The organism is Allobrachymonas wangyanguii, from assembly GCF_045055315.1.
Lineage (GTDB): Bacteria > Pseudomonadota > Gammaproteobacteria > Burkholderiales > Burkholderiaceae_C > Brachymonas > Brachymonas wangyanguii.
The window spans coordinates 82,518-101,787 of the sequence record NZ_CP173677.1 but is presented as its reverse complement, the minus strand read 5'-3'; the positions used below and the strand labels follow the sequence as shown (position 1 = coordinate 101,787).

Genomic DNA, 19,270 nt, shown 5'->3' with positions numbered 1-19,270 from the left:
GGCGTTTTTTGTCAGGCCAGTTCCTGCCCTTTCGTTTCCTTGCCCAGCAGCAGCACCGCCAGCGCACCGATACTGATCGATACCGCAAACAGCGTGAAGATGGCGCTGGTGTTCCAGCCGGCGCCGCCGAGCATGGGGATCATCAGCGGGCCGAGGATGCCACCGACGCGGCCAATGGCGGCTGCGGTGCCGACGCCGCTGCCACGGATGGCGGTGGGGTAGTTCTCGGGCGTGTAGGCGTACAGGCCGCCCCAGGCACCGAGGTTGAAGAAGGACAGCAGCACGCCGTAGAGCAGCAGCGTGCTTTCGGTGCTGGCATTGCCAAAGGCCCAGGCACTGGCGGCGGTGCCGAGCAGATAGACCACCAGCACGAACTTGCGGCCGGCACGCTCGATCAGCCAGGCCGCGGTGAAATAGCCGGGCAGCTGTGCCAGCGTCATGATCAGCACGTATTCGAAGCTCTTGATCAGGGTGTAGCCCTTGCCCACCATCACGCTGGGCAGCCAGAGGAACATGCCGTAGTAGGAGAACACCACCATGAACCACAGCACCCACAGCATCAGCGTGTTGCGGCGGTAGGGAGCCGACCAGAGCAGCGCCAGGCGCTGCGTCCAGGGCGGCACGCTGGCGCGTTCCAGCATCGGTTCGTCCTGCGGCAGGCTGCGGCGCAGGTAGAGCGCGTACAGTGCCGGCAGCGCGCCCAGCAGCATGGCCACGCGCCAGCCGGTATCGGGCTCGAACTGCGGGATCACGAAATAGGCGATCAGTGCGGCCAGCAGCCAGCCGGCGGCCCAGAAGCTTTCCAGCAGCACCACGACGCGGCCACGCTCATGCGTGGGTACGCGCTCGGACACATAGGTGGATGCCACCGGCAGCTCGCCGCCCAGGCCGGCGCCAATCAGGAAGCGTAGCAGCATCAGCACCACCAGGCTGGTGGCCAAGGCGCTCAGGCCGCTGGCCAGCGAGAACAGCAGCAGCGTGATGATGAAGACGCGGCGGCGGCCAATGCGGTCGGCCCAGATGCCGAATACCAGCGCCCCCACGGCCATGCCGATCGAGTTGATGCTGCCAAGCCAGCCCATTTGCGCCGGCGTCAGGTCCCAGCTCAGCTTGAGTGCGGCCAGAACAAAGGACAGCAGGCCCACATCCATGGCGTCGAATAGCCAGGCCGTGCCCGAGGTGAACAACAGGCGGTTGCGGGAAGCGGGAGGGGTGGGGGTGTTGGAGGCTTGCATGCAGCCGATTCTGCCGCATCTGGCGCCTGCTGCGCCATAGCCGTGAGCCGGGCAGGGTCAGCGGCTGTTGCCGCGTGGGCGCAGCACCATCTGGCGATCCTGGATCAGCAGGTCAAACTGCGACAGAAAGCTCTGGCCGAGCAGGCCGAAATCGTCATTGTCCATGATCAGGCCGATGCCGACTTCGGTGCGGCTGTGGCTGAGGCCGCCGGCCAGTACCGGCACGTCGCGCAGCACGCGGCCTGGGCGCTCGCCGTTGGCGGTCTGGAAGATCGCCCTGGCACCGCCTTGCAGGCCGGCGCGGTCGGCGAAGGCATCGCTGACCACCACCATGCTGGCACCGGTATCGACCATGAAGCGCAGCGGCTCGCCGTTGATCTCGCCCTTGACGTAGAAATGGCCGTCCGGGCTGCGCGGGATCACCAGCTCGCCGACGCTGTTGGTATAGGACTGGTAGCGATCCTGTTGCCGCTGCTCCTGGAGCTGGAACACGTAGTAGAGCCCGGCACCGAGCAGCAGCCAGAACAGCAGGATCCAGACCGTGCCGAGGCGGGCAGTGCGGGCGACGGAGGGCGGCGGCATACAGGCGTGAAGGCCCGGATCAGGCCTTTTTCAGGAATTCGGACTTGAGCATGATGCTGCCATGCTCGGTCTTGCAGTCCACATCGTGGCCACCGCCGCCATCGGCAATGCGGATGCTCTTGATCTTGGTACCTTTCTTGAGCACCAGCGAGCTGCCCTTGACCTTCAGGTCCTTCACCAGGATCACGGCATCGCCATCGGCCAGCGGTGTGCCGTTGGCGTCGCGAATCACGTCGGCGGCTTCTGCGCTGTCGGCCTCATCGGCCTGCATCGGCCATTCATGGCCGCAATCGGGGCAGAAGTAGCTGATGGTATCGGTATAGGTATGGGACTGGCCGCACTGCGGACAGTCGGGGTAGGTACTGTCAGTCATGGCCGGATTGTCGCCGCGCCTGGGGGAAAGTCAAGCGCGGCGACAGGGCGGGGAACCGCAGCGGTCAGGCCACCGGCACCGGGATGCGCGGCTGCACGCAGAGCGCCTGGTTCAGCGCCTTGATGGCCGGCTTGTAGTCGTCGCGATCGACGATGAACTGCATGTTGACCTGGCGCAGCGTCTGCGAGATGGCGTTGACGTTGACGTTGGCATCGGCCAGCGCCTGCGCGGCACGCGCCAGCACGCCCGGAATCGCGATATTGGAGCCGATCACGCAGGCGATGGCGCTGGGCTTGACCGTGACCACCTGGAAGCGGCCCTGCAGCTCCTCGATCAGTTCCGGCGTGACGCACTTGTCCCACATCAGGTGGGCGATGGAGTTGGCGTTAGTGGCCTTGACCATGTAGGAGATCTTGTGGCGGCGCAGGATTTCCAGCACGCTGAGGTCGAAGCCGACTTCACCGACCATGTCGGGCTCGTGGATCTCGATCAGGGTGACCTTGTCGCTGCCGGTGATGATCTCGACGCGGGCGCGTTCGCCGACGTAGTCCTTGGTGATCAGGGTGCCGGGGTGGTCCGGTTCGAAGGTGTTCTTCAGGCGGATCGGGATACCGGCGTGCTCCATCGGCTTGGAGGCCTTGGGGTGGATCGCTTCCATGCCGACATCGGCCAGCTGGTCGGCCACGTCGTAGTTGGTAGCGCCGACGATGACGGCGTTTTCCAGGCCGACGATGTTGGGGTCGGCGGAGGACAGGTGGAATTCCTTGTGGATCACGGCCTCGTCGGGCTTGATCTCGACGGCGATCTTGCTGAAGGTGACTTCGGAATAGCCGCGGTCAAACTCGCGCATGATGCCTTCCGTGCCCTTGGTGTAGCCGGTGGCGACGATCACGCTGTTGGCCACATCCACGCCCTTGAAGCTGTGGTGGATGCGCTCGTCAATGGTCCAGGCCTCGTGATCGTCAAAACCGGCCAGGTCCATCAGCACGGCGGGTACGCCATTGGCCTTGAGGATCTCGACCGAGTTGAAGGCGCTGTGCGATTCGCCGATGGAAGCGAGGATCTCGCGTGCTGCCAGCAGCACGTTGTCGCGGTTCAGGTAGCCACTGGCCAGCACGCGGTGCAGCGCCTGCAGGTGGTCACGCGCCTGGCCGATGCGCTGGTCGACGAAGGCATCGGCAACGTCGAGCGGCAGGCCGATATCGGCAAAGCCGGCGTTGATCTGCTTCAGGCTGGCGCCCAGGTTAGCCAGCGCGCCAGCGTAATCCTTGTTGTGCGCGAACAGGGCGTAGATGCCGGGCTCGCCGGTCTTCTTGTGTTCCAGCAGCTGGTTGGTGACGCCGGAGTAGGCAGACACCACGTAGATGCGACCGTAGATGCGGGACTTGTCGTACAGCATGATGTGACGCAGCACATCGCCAAAGGCCGTCATCGACGTTCCACCAATTTTTTCAACCGAAATCATGCTTTCCTCTTGTGCGTGTCGCCTGTATGGGGCCATACCGGGCTGGTTCGATCCATTCTAGCTAACCCGTTATTTTCACGTGATTTTGCTGCCGTTGACAGGGGGAATGGCGAAAAAACAGGCAGATATCGGCGGCAATGTGGGTGAACGATCGTTCGTAAACAGGGTGGGCGACCTACAATGGAGGGATTACTGTCATTCCTGTTTCATATTGCCATGCACCAAGTCACCATCAGCGGCACCGGTTTGTGGGTTGCCCCCCAGGTCATCAGCAACGCAGAGCTGGTGGAGTCGTACAACGCCTATGCCGAGCAGTTCAACCAGCAGAATGCGGCGCGCATCGAGGCTGGCGAAGTGGCGGCGATGCCGCCATCCAGCGAGGAATTCATTCTCAAGGCATCGGGCATTCGCCAGCGTTACGTGATCGACAAGGCCGGCGTGCTGGATCCGCAGCGCATGCGCCCCAAGCTGACGCCGCGCCCGGATGAGCAGATCTCGCTGATGGCCGAGATTGCCGTGGAAGCTGCGCAGCAGGCGCTGCAGAATGCCGGCGTGGCAGGCAGCGAGATCGAGATGGTGATTTGTGCCGCCTCCAACATGCAGCGCCAGTACCCGGCGATGGCGGTGGAAATCCAGCATGCGCTGGGCGCACAGGGCTATGGCTTTGACATGAACGTGGCCTGCTCTTCTGCCACTTTCGGTCTGGAGCAGGCCATCAATGCGATCAAGACCGGCCAGGTGAAGAAGGCGCTGGTGGTGAATCCGGAGATCACCTCGGCGCACCACTGCTGGACCGACCGTGACTGCCACTTCATCTTTGGTGATGTGTGCACGGCGGTGGTGCTGGAGCGCAGCGAAGAGGCCCGCTCTGCCAACCGCTGGGAGGTGCTGGGCACGCGAGCGGCAACGCAGTTCTCCAACCATATCCGCAACAACGCCGGTTTCATGAGCCGTTCGGAAGACCGCAATCCGGAAGACCGCGATCAGGTTTTCCGCCAGGAAGGTCGCAAGGTGTTCAAGGAAGTCTGCCCGATGGCCGCCGAGCACATCAGCGCGCAGCTGCAGTCGCTGGGGCTGGACGCTGCCGGCGTGCGCCGCTTCTGGCTGCACCAGGCCAACCTGAGCATGAACCAGCTGATCGGCAAGCGCCTGCTGGGCCATGAACCGGGTTTTGACGAAGCACCGGTGATTCTGGACGAGTTTGCCAACACCGCATCGGCCGGTTCCATCATCGCCTTCCATCGCCACAGCGAAGACCTGCAGGCGGGCGATCTGGGCGTGATCTGCTCGTTTGGAGCCGGATATTCGATTGGCAGCGTGGTGGTGCGCAAGACCTGATTGCGTCGATCCAGTCCTACACGTGACAGCGGTATCGGCTGATGCGGCCAGCCAGCCGGCACGCTTACAGTGAAGTCATGGCGATTCGCACAGGAAGCAGACACAGCGTCTGCGCTGCGGATGGCTCAAGTGGGAAACCAAGGAGAACACCATGCTTCACTACGCTGTCGTCTTTTTCGTGATCGCCATCATCGCCGCCGTACTGGGCTTTGGCGGTATCGCTTCCGGCGCTGCCGGCATTGCCAAGATCCTGTTTGTGGTCTTCCTGATCCTGGCGGTGGTGTCGCTGCTGTTCAAGCGTCGATGACGCAGGGATGAAGCCTGATGCGTGACGTCAGGATGGACCGGAAAACGGCTGTTGCCTTGGGGCGGCAGCCGTTTTTTGTTGTGCCAAATGCGAGGCATCGGGTGCGCGGTGCGCACTTGCGGGATTGGCAACGGAGGGGCGACACGTGAGAAGCAGACCCTCCCTAAGAGCGGAATTTTGGAGGCTGTGCACGAAACAGCTTCGGATCTACATCGCTTGGGGTTCATCGACAAACCCAAACAGCAGAAGCTGGATGCGCTGTGCATGGAACCCATCCCACCTTATGACAGCGAACGCATTCGCGCACTGCGCGAGCATCTGAAGCTCAGCCAAATGGTGCTTGCTTCCGTGCTCAATACAGCCCTTTCACGGTGCGGAAATGGGAGATTGGTGAGAAGCAGCCGAGCGGGCCTTCGCTCAAGTTGCTGAGCTTGCCGGAGCGCAAGGGATTGGAAGCTGTTCTCTGCTACTCCCTCATCGAGCGATTCGCGAATGGAAGACCTTCGTATCACTTCGGTCGTCCAGTAGGTAGTCGATGCCGCCTGTCAGGAAGTAGCGATGGGTGACATCGCAACCCGAAGCATCCGCGCAGTCGAAGCTGAGTTCGCGGTCATGAAAGGCTCGGTTGCGGCCTAGCTCTTTGACAAATGCCTCCGAGCTCGTTATTTCCAGTCGGGTCATCATGACCTCGAGTCTTCGCGCTACATCAAAGCGATGCTCCACATCTCCGTTTCGGTCTCGGACCTCCGAGCAATACACATGTACCGAGTCAAGTGCAGCCCCGTGAGCCTTCAGGAACTGAAGCAAGTCCTGAACGCGCAGCTGATTTGCCCGCGTCCCACAGTAAGGGTCTCGGATGGTCAGGCGCTTGATGTGAAGTCCTGCCACATCGCGGAAGATGTCAACCAAGTCCCGCTGTTGACCAACATCGAGCTCCCACATCGACATGCTGGGCCCTTCGGCGAACAGGTCGATCGGGAGTTCAGTGGCACCTTTGAGCGCGCCCTCCAATTTTTCCCGTACGGCAGAATCCGCCGCGCCAAGCAATGCCGGAGCGTTCACAAGGCCCTGGAACACCGCTTGGACAGGAAAGGCCTGTTTGACGAGCGGAGCACCATCGTCCAGTGTCGCAAAGACCCGCGGCAAGTCAACGGCTGACCGTCCCAGGCTCGGCAGTTGAAGAACGGTGAGCTTGCCTTCCGCAACCCAAGGGTACAGGTGCCGGTAGAGCATCAGCACCGAGTACTCGGTGGGTTCTCGCTCGGGGTCGTTGGCGACATAGAGCTTGACCTTCTTGCCCGCCTGGAGCCAAGAGAGCACCTGATTGAGGTCAGCTTCGCTGTACCCCTCAACGCTGGTTAGGGAGGGCGCAACAACCGTGACCGAGGCGTAGGGCGCAAGCCGTTCGCTCAGTCCTGCCAAACTGGGTTTGGTCCAGGGCACGTAGTTGCCTGGACCGTCTGCCCCAACCTTGCCTTCAAGCAGGCTCTCAAGCCACGCAAGTGCGTCAAGCCGCTGGAAACTGTCCCAGTAGCGCTGATTGCTGTAGTCGCACAGGCAGGAGCGGCACGCAGAGTCGCAAGATGCGGGACACTCTAGGCGCTGGCGTGCTGCCTGCATCAAGGCTGGAAAGCTAAACTGAGGCTGCCCTAGGCGAGCACTGTATCCAGCACCGCCAGGAACTCCGTCGTAGAGCACCACCTCAACGATGCTGCCTGCGGTGCTGTACAGCCGGTAGGTCGAGCGCAGCTCACCTGGGTGTAGGTGAAGCAGGTCTGAAGCGCCTAGGCGACAGGCCTCCGCAACCGTTCTCGCAACCTGCTCTTGATACGGCCGCAGACTTACCGCCGCTTCGTCCGGCTCTGGTAGTGGCGCCAGGAACCGAAGCAGCCGAACGTCGGTGTTGAAGATGTGGGCGAAGTCCAGACCAATCCTGGATTGGACCTCGTTCTGACACTTCTGCCCAGTGGCCGGGTCCTGGTGGACCCACTTCTTGCTAGCGGCACCTGTGCCGGCCTTGCCTTTTACCTGTTTGGCAGCCTTCGCTTTCTTGAAGGGCTCACAGAAGTTGCAAAGCGAGCAGCGGTAGTAGCCTTCCCCGTGCGCGCCACGGTTGGCCACGAACAAGCTGCCCCGAAGACCGCCTCCTTCAGACCCTCTGGCCAGCAGCAGGGCCGTGTTAAGGAAGGGGAATTCCGTCGCCTCAAACTGGTCTGCACGAGGCGCCGCAATCAGCCTAGCTTCGTCTGCTGGTCTGACCCTGCGGCGACTGGAGCCAGGGTCTCGGCCCTTTGTGTTTGCTGCACTTGTGACGAAGCCTTTAGGCTCGATGTACATCCGCTTTCGTCGACCATAAGAAGAACCACAGTTGCTGCAGGAGCCAGGCAGGTCCTGCGGCGTGTCACCGACATCCACATGGAAGCACTCTGGGCAGGCCGCATACCAACGTGTTGGCATGAACGCCTTCGGGTACTTGGCCAAGCCTGCGCTTTCCCAGATTCGGCCGTTGGCGACGACCTCGGCGCCCGGAGCGTACTCGCTGATGCCGTAGCTGGCGTCCCGGCTCAGTGCCACCGCCGCCTGGCTCTGGAACTTGTTGAATCGACTTCCGTCTTGAACCTCCAGAGTCAAGGAATGCACCGGGAAGGAATACGTTGGGATGAGCCCACGGCGCGACAGCTCGTTAACCAGGAACTGGTCCATGTATTGCTCCCGCTGCTTCTTCCAGTAGTCCGCCTTCCCATACTCACTCGCGTCTGCGGCCTCCTTCATGCGTGCAATGTAGGCTGCGCATCGCTCGGCAACGTCCTCGGCAAATTCGCGGAAGCGGTCAACGATGGCGATGCGCAGGTAGGGGCCGCGTGCGGCCACAGAAGTAGCCAAATCCGGGGGCAGGCGGTCGCCAAGAACCTCAGCCTCTGAGAATGCTGCCTTCCCACCCTCGCTCTCGACCCAGGCGTGAAGCCTGTCGAAGAACGCTGCCTTGGCGTCCGGGCTCAAGACATCGCCGAAGAGGTGCTTCAGCGACGGTGCGTTGATGTCTTGCTTCGACACCGCATGACGCAGGAAGTGCGATAGGACCACGGAAATCTGGTGCCGAAGGAACAATTCAGAGTTCCCAAGATTGATGAATGGTGTGGCTGGCGACGACACCAGGTAAGACTTAAAGTCACGAAACACCGCCTGGTCATAGCTGCTGTTTCGGGCCACGGTGACGCAAAATGGAGCTGCCTGAGCGCGACGGCCTGCTCGGCCGGTACGTTGCTGGTAGTTGGCGATGCCCGGCGGGACATTGAGATTGACGACTGCTTCCAGGTCACCGAGGTCGACGCCCATCTCCATGGTCGTGGTGCAGCTCAGCAAGTTCAGTCGCCTCTCGGAGAACTCGCGCTCAATCTCCTCGCGAAGTTCCGTAGACAACGAAGCCGTATGTTCCCGTGCCCGCAGAGTCAGATGGTTCGTTTCCTCGTAGGACGCTAAGTAGTGGTTCTCGCGATGAAGGCGAATGCGCTCGTCGTCGCTAATGAGCACCACATCGCCGCGGCACCCGAAGCCTGAGCACTTCCCCTTGACGACGTGACGCTGAAACAACCCGCAGCTCGGACACTGGTAGACCGGCGTCTTCAGCCCACTCTTGATGCGGATGAGGTTTCCGTCCATACCGAAGCCCGGCGGGTACCTCTTCAAGAGCGTCGTCGGGGGTCGGATCACGGCCTCCCAAAAGTGGCGCAGGAAGAGGACTGCGGCATCTCGCCGAAGGCCAAGCTGCTCAATCAGATACCAAGAACGACGGTTGTGCCGCTTTGTCTTCTGACTCGGAAGCCACTTGAACCGAACGCCATCATCGCCAGCCTCGACGTCAAAGCTTCGATGCTGGTTGTAGTCACCCCAGACCGCACTGTCGTTCATCGACACGTCGTGCAACTGAGCGAGCGCGCGCTCGCGCCTAATGGTCTCCAGGAGGAAGTGGCACAGTGCCCCGATGGTCTCAGGGTCGTTCGCCAGGTCCTGCGGCCAATGTTGCTTGACCTTCTGGTACAGCAGCTTCAGGCGCGCATCGTCGTAGGTAACGTAGGCGACGCCAAGGCTTTCCAGGGAATTGCGTCGCCCGCTTGGCGTGCAGAACTCGTATCCAAGTGCGCCTTGTAACAGTTGCGCGATCTCTTGCTTGTCAGTGCAAATATCGCCGGCTTCGTTGAGCAGCAACGGTTGCCCACCATCGCGTCGCCAGAGGTCGTAGACCCGCTCCGCAAGCTGAGGAAAGGTTATCGGTGTGCTTGCTTCTGCAAGGACCTGTCGAACAGCCGCGCGCAATGCGAGGTTGGAAGACGTCCGCTCGAAGTATGGCGCGAAGAACGCCGCGTCCTGACGGTTGTCGGAGAACGTGAGGAGGCTTCGCCCAAAAGATGGACGCGGGTCTGAGTTGTCGATGAGACCCGCTGGCAGCGCTTCAAGCACACGCTGCGTCACCACCGCGCCTAGTGCCTCGTTACCAGGATGCATGCGCGTGACAACCTCGGCATCGGCGCCTGTCGAACGGCCACCGCAGGCAGGACATCGCTTTACGTAGAGCGCCCGTTCAAGGTCGTCTTTCTCCGTTCGAACCGGATACAGCGGCACAGCTTCGTCTGATGCGACAATCTCGCCAGTCTTGAGCTCGACAAAGACTCGCTCGGAGATGGCGGTGTCGCCCTCCTCACGACCTTCTACCTCGTCTTCCTCATCTTCCGTTCCACCAATGGGCATCCCGAGCCAGAAAACCATACGCTCTGCATTCGCCTCGGATGAGTCCGGGCGTCGCGTATGAATGTGCCTCCCATTCTTCCACCCTTCCAGGAAGGGCTGACCGCACTTGCGACAGGTCAAGACGGGGAAGTAGTGACCCTCCTCGTCTGAGTAGCTCCGGCCGACCCGAACACGCGCCCAACCCTCATTGTTCGCAGTGAACCGCCCCGGGTTTCGAGGAGGCTGGTTGGTTTAAGTGGACACCTCTGCCAAGGTGTTGCTGTCGGCAAGTTGCCTCCAGTAGTTTGCCTCAGCTTCTGCCGGCGGGATACCCCCGATCGGCGTGAGCAGTCGGACGTGGTTGAACCAGTGCACCCATTGCAGGGTCGCCAGTTCCACGGCTTCCCTGGTCTTCCAGGGGCCCCGGCGATGAATCAGTTCGGCCTTGTATAGCCCGTTGATGGTCTCGGCCAGCGCGTTGTCGTAGCTGTCGCCTTTGCTTCCCACTGATGGCTGGATACCTGCCAGGCCCAGCCGCTCGGTGTAACGGATGCTGACGTACTGGCTGCCCCTGTCGCTGTGGTGCGTCAAGGCATGCGCTGCTGGCTGGCGCTCATACAGGGCCTGTTCCAGCGCATCGAGCACAAAGTCCGTGTGCATGCTGCGGCTGACACGCCAGCCCACGATGCGCCGGGCGTACACATCCACCACGAAGGCCACGTACAGCCAGCCCTGCCAGGTGCTGACGTACGTGAAGTCCGACACCCACAGCTCGTTGGGCCGGCTGGCCTTAAACAGCCGGTTGACATGGTCCAGCGGGCACGGCACTGATGTGTCCGGCGTGGTGGTGCGCATCGTCTTGCCTCTGCGTGCCCCTTGCAAGCCCATGGTACGCATCAGCCGCTCGACTGTGCACCGCGCCACCCGGATGCCCTCGCGGTTCATCTGCAGCCAGACCTTGTCGGCGCCATAGACCTGCCAGTTGGCATGCCACACGCGCTGGATGTCGGCTTTCAAATGGTCGTCATGCTGGGCACGTGCGCTGCGCAGTTGCGGGTTGCGTTGCCGGGCCGCATGGCGCCAGTAACACGACGGGGCCATCTGCAGCACCCGGCAGATGGGCTCGACCCCGTAGTCATCGCGGTGGCGGTCGATATAGGCCTTCACTTCCTGAGCTGGCGGTCGAGCTCCGCCTGCGCGAAAAACGCACTGGCAGTTTTGAGGATCTCATTGGCACGGCGCAGCTCCTTGACTTCGCGCTCCAGTTCCTTGATGCGTCGCGCATCCGAGGTCGTGGTACCCGCACGCAGGCCAGCGTCGATCTCGGCTCTCTTGACCCAATCGTGCAGGGTTTGCGGCACACAGCCAATCTTCGGCGCAATCGATTCGATAGCTGCCCACAACGAAGGGTACTCGGCTCGATGCTCCTGCACCATGCGCACAGCGCGCTCGCGCACTTCCGGGGAAAACTTGTTGGACTTGTTCATGGCTCCATCTTCTCAAGAGTTGGGGCCTCCTCCAAACCCGGGGCGGTTCAGTGTCAAGCTCAACGGTCTGCACCAATTCCCACAGCAGCAGGTAGTAGGCAAACATCGCAGGAGCAACGTTCAAGTAGTACGCGACGCAATCGCTCACGCCGTTCGCCTGGAGTTCGATGAGTCGACGCAGGACGCTGAGGTGTTCAAAGAAGTGAGCGAGCGAGCCCTCGTACCGGGATTCCAGGCGGCAGTACCAAGCCAGCCAACTGCAGGCATTGGCTATCTGCAGCAATGTCTCCTGTCGCTGCTGCTCGGCTTCGTCTGCATCTTCCGGGTGAAACGCCTTGAGTTGGAGAACTACCTGTTGGCCCTGCAAGCCTTTCGGGGTCGAGTCGTTGAACACTGAGAACTTCTGCAGGAGAAGCCGCGACAGAGCAATCCCGAGTGACTTCCGCGCTGTCGGCATCGCAGCACTCGTGGCATAGCCCCGCTCCAGGTCAAGCCATGCATGTGCTAAGTGCATTGGCCCTAGCAGTTCGCCCGGCCCAGGCATGAAGTGTTCATCGTCCAAACGGGTCGCAGCTTCGAGTTGGGTCATGCCGAGTGCCTGGCGATACCCTGCCAATGCAAAGCCCTTCGGGCGCAGCCCCTGTTGCATTTCCCTCACGTTCGAGAAGGCCAGCGCAACAGTCTGATGCAGAGTCGAGCCGAAGGAGCCAACGATGGAGCCCCTGAGCTCTGGCATTGCGCGCAGCGCTACTGACAGGGGGTGGGGCTTGCTGTGGACCTTCCGGTATTTCGCCCGGGGCAGACAAAACAACCTAGGCAGCAACGCCCCAACAGACTGCTTGGGTTGAAATCCCTGGCGAACGTCGTCCGCAGGCCTGGCCATTGCCATGTCCATCAGTTCCGATACGAACTCTGACTCACGATTCTTGAATCGGTCGAGCAGTGCACTCCAATACTGGCCCAGCCAGCTCTGCTGCTCCCAGCAAACCGGCGACCAGTAGCTTCGAAAATGGTCATTGAGCCGACCAAGCCGCACGACTGCATCCCGCTCGTCCAGAGCCGCGGCAGCCTTCACAACCTCGCCTCCGGGTACCTCTTTGCCGACGACATCAACAGCGAAGGCTATGGTAATGCGTCCCTCGTCCGAGCCCTCAAGCCGGCCCCACAGCTCGCCGATGCGCGCACCGAAACCCAGCGTCCAGACGCCGGGCGGGAGGGTCGTCACGTCGACCAGAACAGAGATGACGTGGGCAGACCCGTTTGCCTCGCTGTAGACCTGCATGCGCGCCAAGTCGTTGGTGTGCCAGATGCCCGCCAGCAGTTCATGCTCGGCACGAGCCTCGCGGCCGCTACCCAACTCCTTGCCGTTAATGGCAACCTCCGTGGGCTCGCCCTGTACCGTGACCCGAATTTCGAAGACGTTCGCCAGCTTGGAGGTCGAGATGGCACTAGCAACGTGTGGCTGCGACAAAACCAAAAGCGCCGCTGATGCCCCGCCTCCTTCGGTTTCGTAGGTCAATGTGCGAACCCCAGGCTCGAGACGACTGGCGAGGAAAGCTGCTGAAAACATCTTGCTCGGGCGATGACCGAAATCGACAAACTGCTTCCACGATCCCAAGGAGATGTAGCCGGGCTCCGAAGCGCTGACGATGATGGACTTCTGCATTGTTAGTGACACTGTCTCCGTCGCACCAAGAGGCCTGGAAGCCACAGTTGACCCACCGTCTTTCCCACGAACCTCAACCTCGACGAATACGCCCGGACGATTCCAGCTGAAGTGCACGAGCCGGCCTGCTCCCAAGTCGAAGCCCACACGTAGAACCCTGCTGACATCATTCGAGGCCTCCGCACCATTTGGACCGAACTTCAAGCCGCTGCAGGCGGCCTGCAGAAGGTTGGCAGGCCGCGCCAAATAGCTGAACTTGAGTCCGTAGCTGACGGCCTGAAGTCCATGCCAGTAGAGCAGTGACTGACGTTGCAACGTCCGCACATCGCCTACTCGAGCGAGCTCGACGACCAGCCGCAACATGTTAGGCGGCACATGACCCTCCGCCAGGAGTTGGTCCAATCGAACCGATCCGGTGCCGTCTTCACAAATCGCAAGAGGAATGCTCCGAGTGAGGCTCCCCGTGGACATGCGCATTTCGTAGGCCTGTTGGCCAGCCTGACGCCAGTCTTGAGGAATCTCTACGACGGCGTCGAGTGCACCGTAGAAAAATTCGACTCTTTCAAGACCCACCTTTGACTTTCCATCTACGCGAAACGATGGGAGGCTCTGTCCGGCGAACAGCACTCTCGCGGGTCCGTTGGCTATCACCGCCTCTGCGCCTGGGCGCAAGGTGACGAGCACCTCGACCAGATGAGGTGTGTCGCTGACCTCCTCCCAATCATCGATGTTTGTCGGGGAGAAGCGGCACAGAACCACGTACTCGCCGGGCGGGAGCTCGACCGGCTCTGCCTGTCCTAACTGTGCTGCGGCGCGAAGGCGGCCTGCCTCGTTGAAGATGAGCAGACGATTCGAGGCTCGGTCAGGCCAGAGCTTCGCGTTCAGCAGACGCTCGCCCTCTCGCCCGAGCACCTGCACCTCGGCGGGCAAGTCGGACGGAAGCGTCCGGAAGCTTGCCTCTTCTCCAGTTCGAACTGCGACGGTTCGCCCTCCGCAGACCATTTCGAAGGTCGCCTCATTGCCTATCGCAGGGAAGAAGATGCCCAGCACACCGTCCCTGTAAAGGAGCTGTGGAATCGCCGCTCGCTTGATGCCAATGGAGATGCCCTCGTTGGCAAAGGCCTTGGCGAGAGCTTCCTCCAATGAATCCCCAGGTGACGGCACACCATGGTTGCCGTGGACCCGAAGAAATGACCGGGTGTAGTAAGCTTGCTCGTCGCGCTCGACAGCCTTGCGGGCAGTCGCGCTGAATGGTGGCTGGAGGCGATTGAGCAGCGTAGACTGCCACGTAAGGAGACCTTCCTGGTCCTCCTCATCCGGGAGTCCGATGCGCTTGGCCAATTGCAGCATGCGCATGGCCAGGTCGTCCGCAAACGCCAGTGGCACACCCGCTTGACGGGCGTACTCGTCAATCATGTAGTGGTTGCCGTAGGTCCGAGGGAGAGGCTGGATGCCAAGTTTGAACATGGCGCGACGGAAGGCGCGCCACAGCAACTCGCGTTCCGGTGTGGACAAATCTTCCACGCCCCCCAGAGCCTTCTGCACATGCGGGTACACGTCGAAATGACCTGAAGACCCAATGCCTTTCATGACGTGCTCCGCCAGCCAGACACCGAAGAGCGCAGGGAACCTATCAAGTCGCTGTGAGAAAGCCTTCGCGCTGGGCGACATCTGAAGGTCCGCCTGTATTTCCGCTCGAGTGGAAGCGGGAATGAGTCCTCCAAGTAATCCGAGAACTGGGGCGTTCGCCCTCTTGATGAGTTCCCGGATTCGTTCTTCATGCTGTTCGAACATGGCACTCCCTGGGCGTTTGTTTTCTTGTCCGACTATGTCGATGTCGGACCTACATGTCGGATGACGCCAATCATGAAAAGTAAATTATTGATTTTAAAAGAGTTTTTCGATTTTCATGACGCGAGTTCCAAAGCTTGTGCCACCATTCTTGAAAAATTCCCGCCCATGAGACACCGTTCGTGAATTTTCCAGCGAGCATCGAGAGCTGTCCTCAGCAAGTATTGGCACAGTTTTCACTAATCGTGTCACCCGACACTACAGGTTACACATCCAAATTCGCCGCCCTAAGCGCATTCGTCTCAATAAAGTCGCGACGCGGCTCCACCTCATCCCCCATCAGCATGGTAAACACCCGATCCGCCTCGATCGCATCGTCGATCTGCACGCGCAGCAGGCGACGCACGGCCGGGTCCATGGTGGTTTCCCACAGCTGCTCGGGGTTCATCTCGCCCAGGCCCTTGTAGCGCTGGCGGCCAACGGCGTTTTCGGCCTGCTGCATCAGCCAGGACATGGCGTCCTGGAAATCGCCCACGATCTGGCTCTTGGCGCGTTCGCCTTCACCGCGCGTGACGCTGGCACCTTCGCCCAGCAGGCCCTTGAAGGTGTCGCTGGCGGTTTGCAGCGCGGCGTAATCGGCGCCATGCACGAACTCGGGAGACAGGATGCTGGCGCGCTCGTTGCCATGGTGCATGCGCGCAATGCGCAGGTAGTGCGTGTCGTTCACGGCATCAAAGCCGTGCGTCACGCGTGCCGTGCTGCCGGCCAGTTCCATGGCCTGCTGCAGCGCCTGAGCGCTGGCCTCGGCGCTATCTGCCGTGTCCAGATTCAGATGCACGCCGTCGCCCGGGCCAAAGCCGGCCAGGGTGCGCAGCGCCTGCTCGTCCATGTGGCCGGACAGGCGTTCGATCACGCTGCTGGCCTGTACGAAGCGCTGTGCCAGGGTGCGCAGCGTATCGCCTTCCAGCACCGGGCGGCCATCGCCCGGATCAATGCGGGCACCTTCCAGTGCCACCTGGCTCAGGTAGGCGTTGAGCGCGTTGCCATCCTTCAGGTACTGCTCCTGCTTGCCGTGGCGCACCTTGTACAGCGGCGGCTGTGCAATGTAGATGTGGCCGCGCTCGACCAGCTCCGGCATCTGGCGGTAGAAGAAGGTCAGCAGCAGCGTGCGGATGTGCGCACCGTCCACGTCCGCGTCGGTCATGATGATGATGCGGTGGTAGCGCAGCTTGTCGATATTGAAATCGTCGCTGCTGCTCTTGCCGTGGCCGTCTTCGGCCGCCTTGCCGATGCCGGTGCCGAGCGCGGTGATCAGCGTCACGATCTCGTTGCTGGTCAGCAGCTTCTCGTAGCGCGCCTTTTCCACGTTCAGGATCTTGCCGCGCAGCGGCAGGATCGCCTGGAACTTGCGGTCACGGCCCTGCTTGGCCGAGCCACCGGCGGAGTCGCCCTCCACGATATAGATTTCGCACTGCGCCGGATCCTTCTCCTGGCAGTCAGCCAGCTTGCCGGGCAGGCCAAAGCCGTCCAGCACGCCCTTGCGGCGCGTCATCTCGCGAGCCTTGCGCGCTGCTTCACGTGCACGCGCCGCCTCGACGATCTTGCCGCACAGGATCTTGGCGTCGTTCGGGTTCTCTTCCAGGTAATCGGTCAGCGACTTGGCGACGATATCCTCTACCGGCGCGCGCACCTCGCTGGACACCAGCTTGTCCTTGGTCTGCGAGCTGAACTTGGGCTCCGGCACCTTGACCGACAGCACGCAGCACAGGCCCTCGCGCATGTCGTCGCCGCTGACATCGACCTTGGCCTTCTTGGCCAGTTCGTTGTCGGCAATGTACTTGCCGATCACGCGCGTCATGGCGGCGCGCAGGCCGGTCAGGTGGGTGCCGCCGTCACGCTGCGGGATGTTGTTGGTAAAGCAGATCACCTGCTCGTTATAGCTTTCGTTCCACTGCATGGCGACTTCGACACCGATCTCGGTGCCGGGAATGCCGCCGTAGCTGTCGGCCGGGCGCGAACCCACGGCGTGGAAGGTGGTGGGGTGCAGCACCTTCTTGCTGCCGTTGATGAACTCGACAAAGCCCTTGACGCCGCCGGCACCAGAGAAGTCGTCTTCCTTGCCGCTGCGCTCGTCCTTCAGGCGGATACGCACGCCGTTGTTCAGGAAGCTCAGCTCACGCAAGCGCTTGCTCAGGATCTCGTAGTGGAACTCGTTGTTTTCCTTGAAGATCTCGGTGTCGGGCAGGAAATGTACATGGGTGCCGCGCTTGTCGGTCTCGCCGGTAATGCGCATCGGGGAGACCTCGGCACCGTCGACCACCTCGATCAGGCGATCCTGCACCAGGCCGCGCGAGAACATCAGGCTGTGTACCTGGCCGTCGCGGCGCACCGTCAGGCGCAGCTTGCTGGACAGCGCGTTGACGCAGCTCACGCCCACGCCGTGCAGGCCGCCCGAGACCTTGTAGCTGTTCTGGTTGAACTTGCCGCCGGCGTGCAGCTCGGTCAGCGCGATCTCGGCAGCAGAGCGCTTGGGCTCGTGCTTGTCGTCCATCTTGACGCCGGTGGGAATGCCACGGCCGTTGTCGGACACGGAAATCGAGTTGTCGGCGTGGATGGTGACCACGATATCGTCACAATGGCCCGCCAGCGCCTCGTCGATGGAGTTGTCCACCACCTCGAACACCAGATGGTGCAGGCCGGTGCCGTCGCTGGTATCACCGATGTACATGCCGGGGCGCTTGCGCACGGCTTCCAGACCTTCGAGGATCTGGATCGCGCCTTCGCCGTAGCCGTCAGATTGAGGGGGAGTGCTGTTGGGGGTTGCTTGCGATTCGCTCATCCCTCCATTTTCGCAGAAATGACGCGGGTTTGCCTGCTTCCGGCAGGTGCCGGCATGGGCATTGCGGCAGGTTTTTCCGGCAGCCGTGGCAGGGGCTGCCAGAAACGCCAAGACCACCGCGCGGGTGGTCTTGTGCAGGGGGCGCAAGCGGCGTGTGCCGCCCGGCTTCAGGCGGTGGCCAGCGTGTCGCTGTCGTTGACCGCGGCCAGCCAGTAGCTGGCGTTGAACGGGCTGCTCATGCGCAGCGCCAGCGGCGACACGTCCATGATCTTGTCGGTCGGCATCTTTTCTTCCTCGACCTCTTCCTGCGCTTCTTCACCCACGCTGGCGGCGATCTGGCGGTAGGCTTCGCCCGGCTGGGCGGCGCGCGCTACCGAGAAGGAATAGAAGCAGCGGAACGCCACCTTGCGGTCGCCCCAGTAGTCGGCGGCGTCACGGAACACGTCCAGCAGCAGCTCGCGCAGCTCCTTGTCGAAGCGGGCGCTGGTCGGGATCTGCTCGACCACCACGATGAAGCCGGGTTGCGGGCCGGACTTGTGCAGCGGGTCGGTGATGCTGCCGTACACGGCATCGAAATTCTTGGTGCTGGGTGCCGGTGTGACCATGAACTGTTCACACAGCATGTCGATCACGTCCTGGCGCGTCTGTGCCTGCGACAGGTTGGCGTACAGGAAATGGTGGCCCAGCTGGGTAGCGGCATTCTGCAGCTCTTCCACGTGGAAGGCACGGATCGATTGCACCAGGTTGGTACGGACATTGCGCAGGGGGTGGTCGGAAGTGGAAATCTCGATGCTCACGGTCGTCATTGCGGCTGCTTGGCGCAGCCACATCCTGGTTGGTTAGGGCACTATGCGGTGGTAGCTCGCGTAGTGGTCACTGGTGTAGTAGCAGGCATCCGGCTGGCGCGGCTGCTGGCCGCCGCAAACGATGCGTTTGGCACCGCGATTGCGCGCCTTGGGATGTGCCACGGTGTATTCACGGTAGTAGCCACGCGGGTGCTGCGGCAGCAGCTGTTCGCGGTTGAAGAAGGTGCTGCCGTCCTTGCTGAACGGAAACGGGCCGCCCTGCAGGATCAGGGCATAGGTGGCCTGGCCCTGGCGCGGCAGTTGCTGCAGCGGCATCGCCGGGATGCGGCTGTCGGCCTGTGGCTGCGCGGGGGCAAAGGACGCGGGTGCGGTGGCTACCGGGGGGGCTACCTTGCTGGCGGTCGGTTGTCCCTGGCTGCAGCCGGCCAGCGCAGCGACGCCCAACAGGAGGGCGGCGAGCAGCTTGCGCGAGGGGGAGTGTCCGCCGGGGAAGCTGCGGCCAGCAACAGGGGTGCTGCAGGGCTGGCTGGCAATGGCGGTCAGGGACGAAAAGACAGTCATACAAATGCAGGGACAACATTTTGTCAATCCAAGTGATTAACAAAGTTGATGAGGCGCAAGTTTGCCCCATGCCTCTGCAAAAATCAATAGATGTT

Annotated in this window: 10 protein-coding genes, 1 pseudogene and 1 other annotated feature; of the genes and pseudogenes, 2 read left to right on the top strand and 9 right to left on the bottom strand. The window is 61.8% G+C overall.

Annotation, left to right across the window (positions count from 1 at the left end):
- Positions 1 to 11: 11 nt before the first annotated feature.
- The 4 genes from ACI3EV_RS00405 to ACI3EV_RS00390 form a co-directional block, all read right to left on the bottom strand.
- A complete protein-coding gene (locus ACI3EV_RS00405) occupies positions 12 to 1,235 on the bottom strand; it encodes an MFS transporter (protein ID WP_329771824.1) in 1,224 nt (407 codons plus the stop codon).
- A 57-nt stretch (positions 1,236 to 1,292) separates the two neighbouring features.
- On the bottom strand, positions 1,293 to 1,817 hold the full coding sequence (locus ACI3EV_RS00400) for a retropepsin-like aspartic protease (RefSeq protein WP_329771826.1): 525 nt from the start codon (positions 1,815 to 1,817) through the stop codon (positions 1,293 to 1,295).
- A 19-nt stretch (positions 1,818 to 1,836) separates the two neighbouring features.
- A complete protein-coding gene (locus ACI3EV_RS00395; protein WP_329771827.1) occupies positions 1,837 to 2,190 on the bottom strand; it encodes a zinc ribbon domain-containing protein YjdM in 354 nt (117 codons plus the stop codon).
- Between the two features lie 64 nt (positions 2,191 to 2,254).
- Positions 2,255 to 3,655: an aspartate kinase gene (locus tag ACI3EV_RS00390; RefSeq protein WP_329771829.1), complete on the bottom strand. Its 1,401-nt coding sequence runs from the start codon at positions 3,653 to 3,655 to the stop codon at positions 2,255 to 2,257.
- A gap of 216 nt (positions 3,656 to 3,871) precedes the next feature.
- Here ACI3EV_RS00390 and ACI3EV_RS00385 point away from each other — a divergent pair, with 216 nt between their 5' ends.
- Both ACI3EV_RS00385 and ACI3EV_RS00380 read left to right on the top strand, forming a co-directional pair.
- Complete coding sequence (locus ACI3EV_RS00385; RefSeq protein ID WP_337692127.1) at positions 3,872 to 4,993, top strand: beta-ketoacyl-ACP synthase III; 1,122 nt, start codon at positions 3,872 to 3,874, stop codon at positions 4,991 to 4,993.
- A 151-nt stretch (positions 4,994 to 5,144) separates the two neighbouring features.
- Positions 5,145 to 5,300: a DUF1328 domain-containing protein gene (locus ACI3EV_RS00380; RefSeq protein ID WP_337692128.1), complete on the top strand. Its 156-nt coding sequence runs from the start codon at positions 5,145 to 5,147 to the stop codon at positions 5,298 to 5,300.
- 474 nt (positions 5,301 to 5,774) lie between these two features.
- Here the strand turns inward: ACI3EV_RS00380 and ACI3EV_RS00375 are convergent, their stop codons facing one another.
- The 5 genes and pseudogenes from ACI3EV_RS00375 to ACI3EV_RS00355 all read right to left on the bottom strand — a co-directional run bounded on the left by ACI3EV_RS00375 (position 5,775) and on the right by ACI3EV_RS00355 (position 19,175).
- Positions 5,775 to 10,064 (bottom strand): helicase-related protein, encoded by a 4,290-nt coding sequence (locus ACI3EV_RS00375; protein ID WP_337692129.1) that lies wholly within the window; start codon positions 10,062 to 10,064, stop codon positions 5,775 to 5,777.
- Positions 10,065 to 10,277: 213 nt separating this feature from the next.
- Positions 10,278 to 11,512 (bottom strand): IS3 family transposase gene (locus ACI3EV_RS00370; RefSeq protein WP_323030487.1). Its coding sequence is split into 2 segments (ribosomal slippage): positions 10,278 to 11,224 and positions 11,224 to 11,512, totalling 1,236 coding nucleotides; the frame shifts between segments, so codons are not numbered across the junction.
- Positions 11,118 to 11,234: a sequence feature (AL1L pseudoknot), on the bottom strand. (Overlaps the previous gene by 117 nt.)
- Before the next feature lie 3,722 nt (positions 11,513 to 15,234).
- Positions 15,235 to 17,808, bottom strand: a complete 2,574-nt coding sequence (gene gyrB, locus ACI3EV_RS00365; protein ID WP_337691712.1) for a DNA topoisomerase (ATP-hydrolyzing) subunit B — start codon at positions 17,806 to 17,808, stop codon at positions 15,235 to 15,237.
- Between the two features lie 377 nt (positions 17,809 to 18,185).
- A pseudogene (locus tag ACI3EV_RS00360) lies at positions 18,186 to 18,614 on the bottom strand (barstar family protein); the annotation flags it as partial.
- A gap of 33 nt (positions 18,615 to 18,647) precedes the next feature.
- Positions 18,648 to 19,175, bottom strand: a complete 528-nt coding sequence (locus ACI3EV_RS00355) for a ribonuclease domain-containing protein (protein WP_337691714.1) — start codon at positions 19,173 to 19,175, stop codon at positions 18,648 to 18,650.
- Positions 19,176 to 19,270: the final 95 nt, after the last annotated feature.

Bases quoted from the DNA above. Each gene is read 5' to 3' on its own strand.
- ACI3EV_RS00405 (WP_329771824.1), bottom strand. From the start codon at position 1,235: ATGCAAGCCTCCAACACCCCCACCCCTCCCGCTTCCCGCAACCGCCTG.
- ACI3EV_RS00400 (WP_329771826.1), bottom strand. From the start codon at position 1,817: ATGCCGCCGCCCTCCGTCGCCCGCACTGCCCGCCTCGGCACGGTCTGG.
- ACI3EV_RS00395 (WP_329771827.1), bottom strand. From the start codon at position 2,190: ATGACTGACAGTACCTACCCCGACTGTCCGCAGTGCGGCCAGTCCCAT.
- ACI3EV_RS00390 (WP_329771829.1), bottom strand. From the start codon at position 3,655: ATGATTTCGGTTGAAAAAATTGGTGGAACGTCGATGACGGCCTTTGGC.
- ACI3EV_RS00385 (WP_337692127.1), top strand. From the start codon at position 3,872: ATGCACCAAGTCACCATCAGCGGCACCGGTTTGTGGGTTGCCCCCCAG.
- ACI3EV_RS00380 (WP_337692128.1), top strand. From the start codon at position 5,145: ATGCTTCACTACGCTGTCGTCTTTTTCGTGATCGCCATCATCGCCGCC.
- ACI3EV_RS00375 (WP_337692129.1), bottom strand. From the start codon at position 10,064: ATGGTTTTCTGGCTCGGGATGCCCATTGGTGGAACGGAAGATGAGGAA.
- gyrB (WP_337691712.1), bottom strand. From the start codon at position 17,808: ATGAGCGAATCGCAAGCAACCCCCAACAGCACTCCCCCTCAATCTGAC.
- ACI3EV_RS00355 (WP_337691714.1), bottom strand. From the start codon at position 19,175: ATGACTGTCTTTTCGTCCCTGACCGCCATTGCCAGCCAGCCCTGCAGC.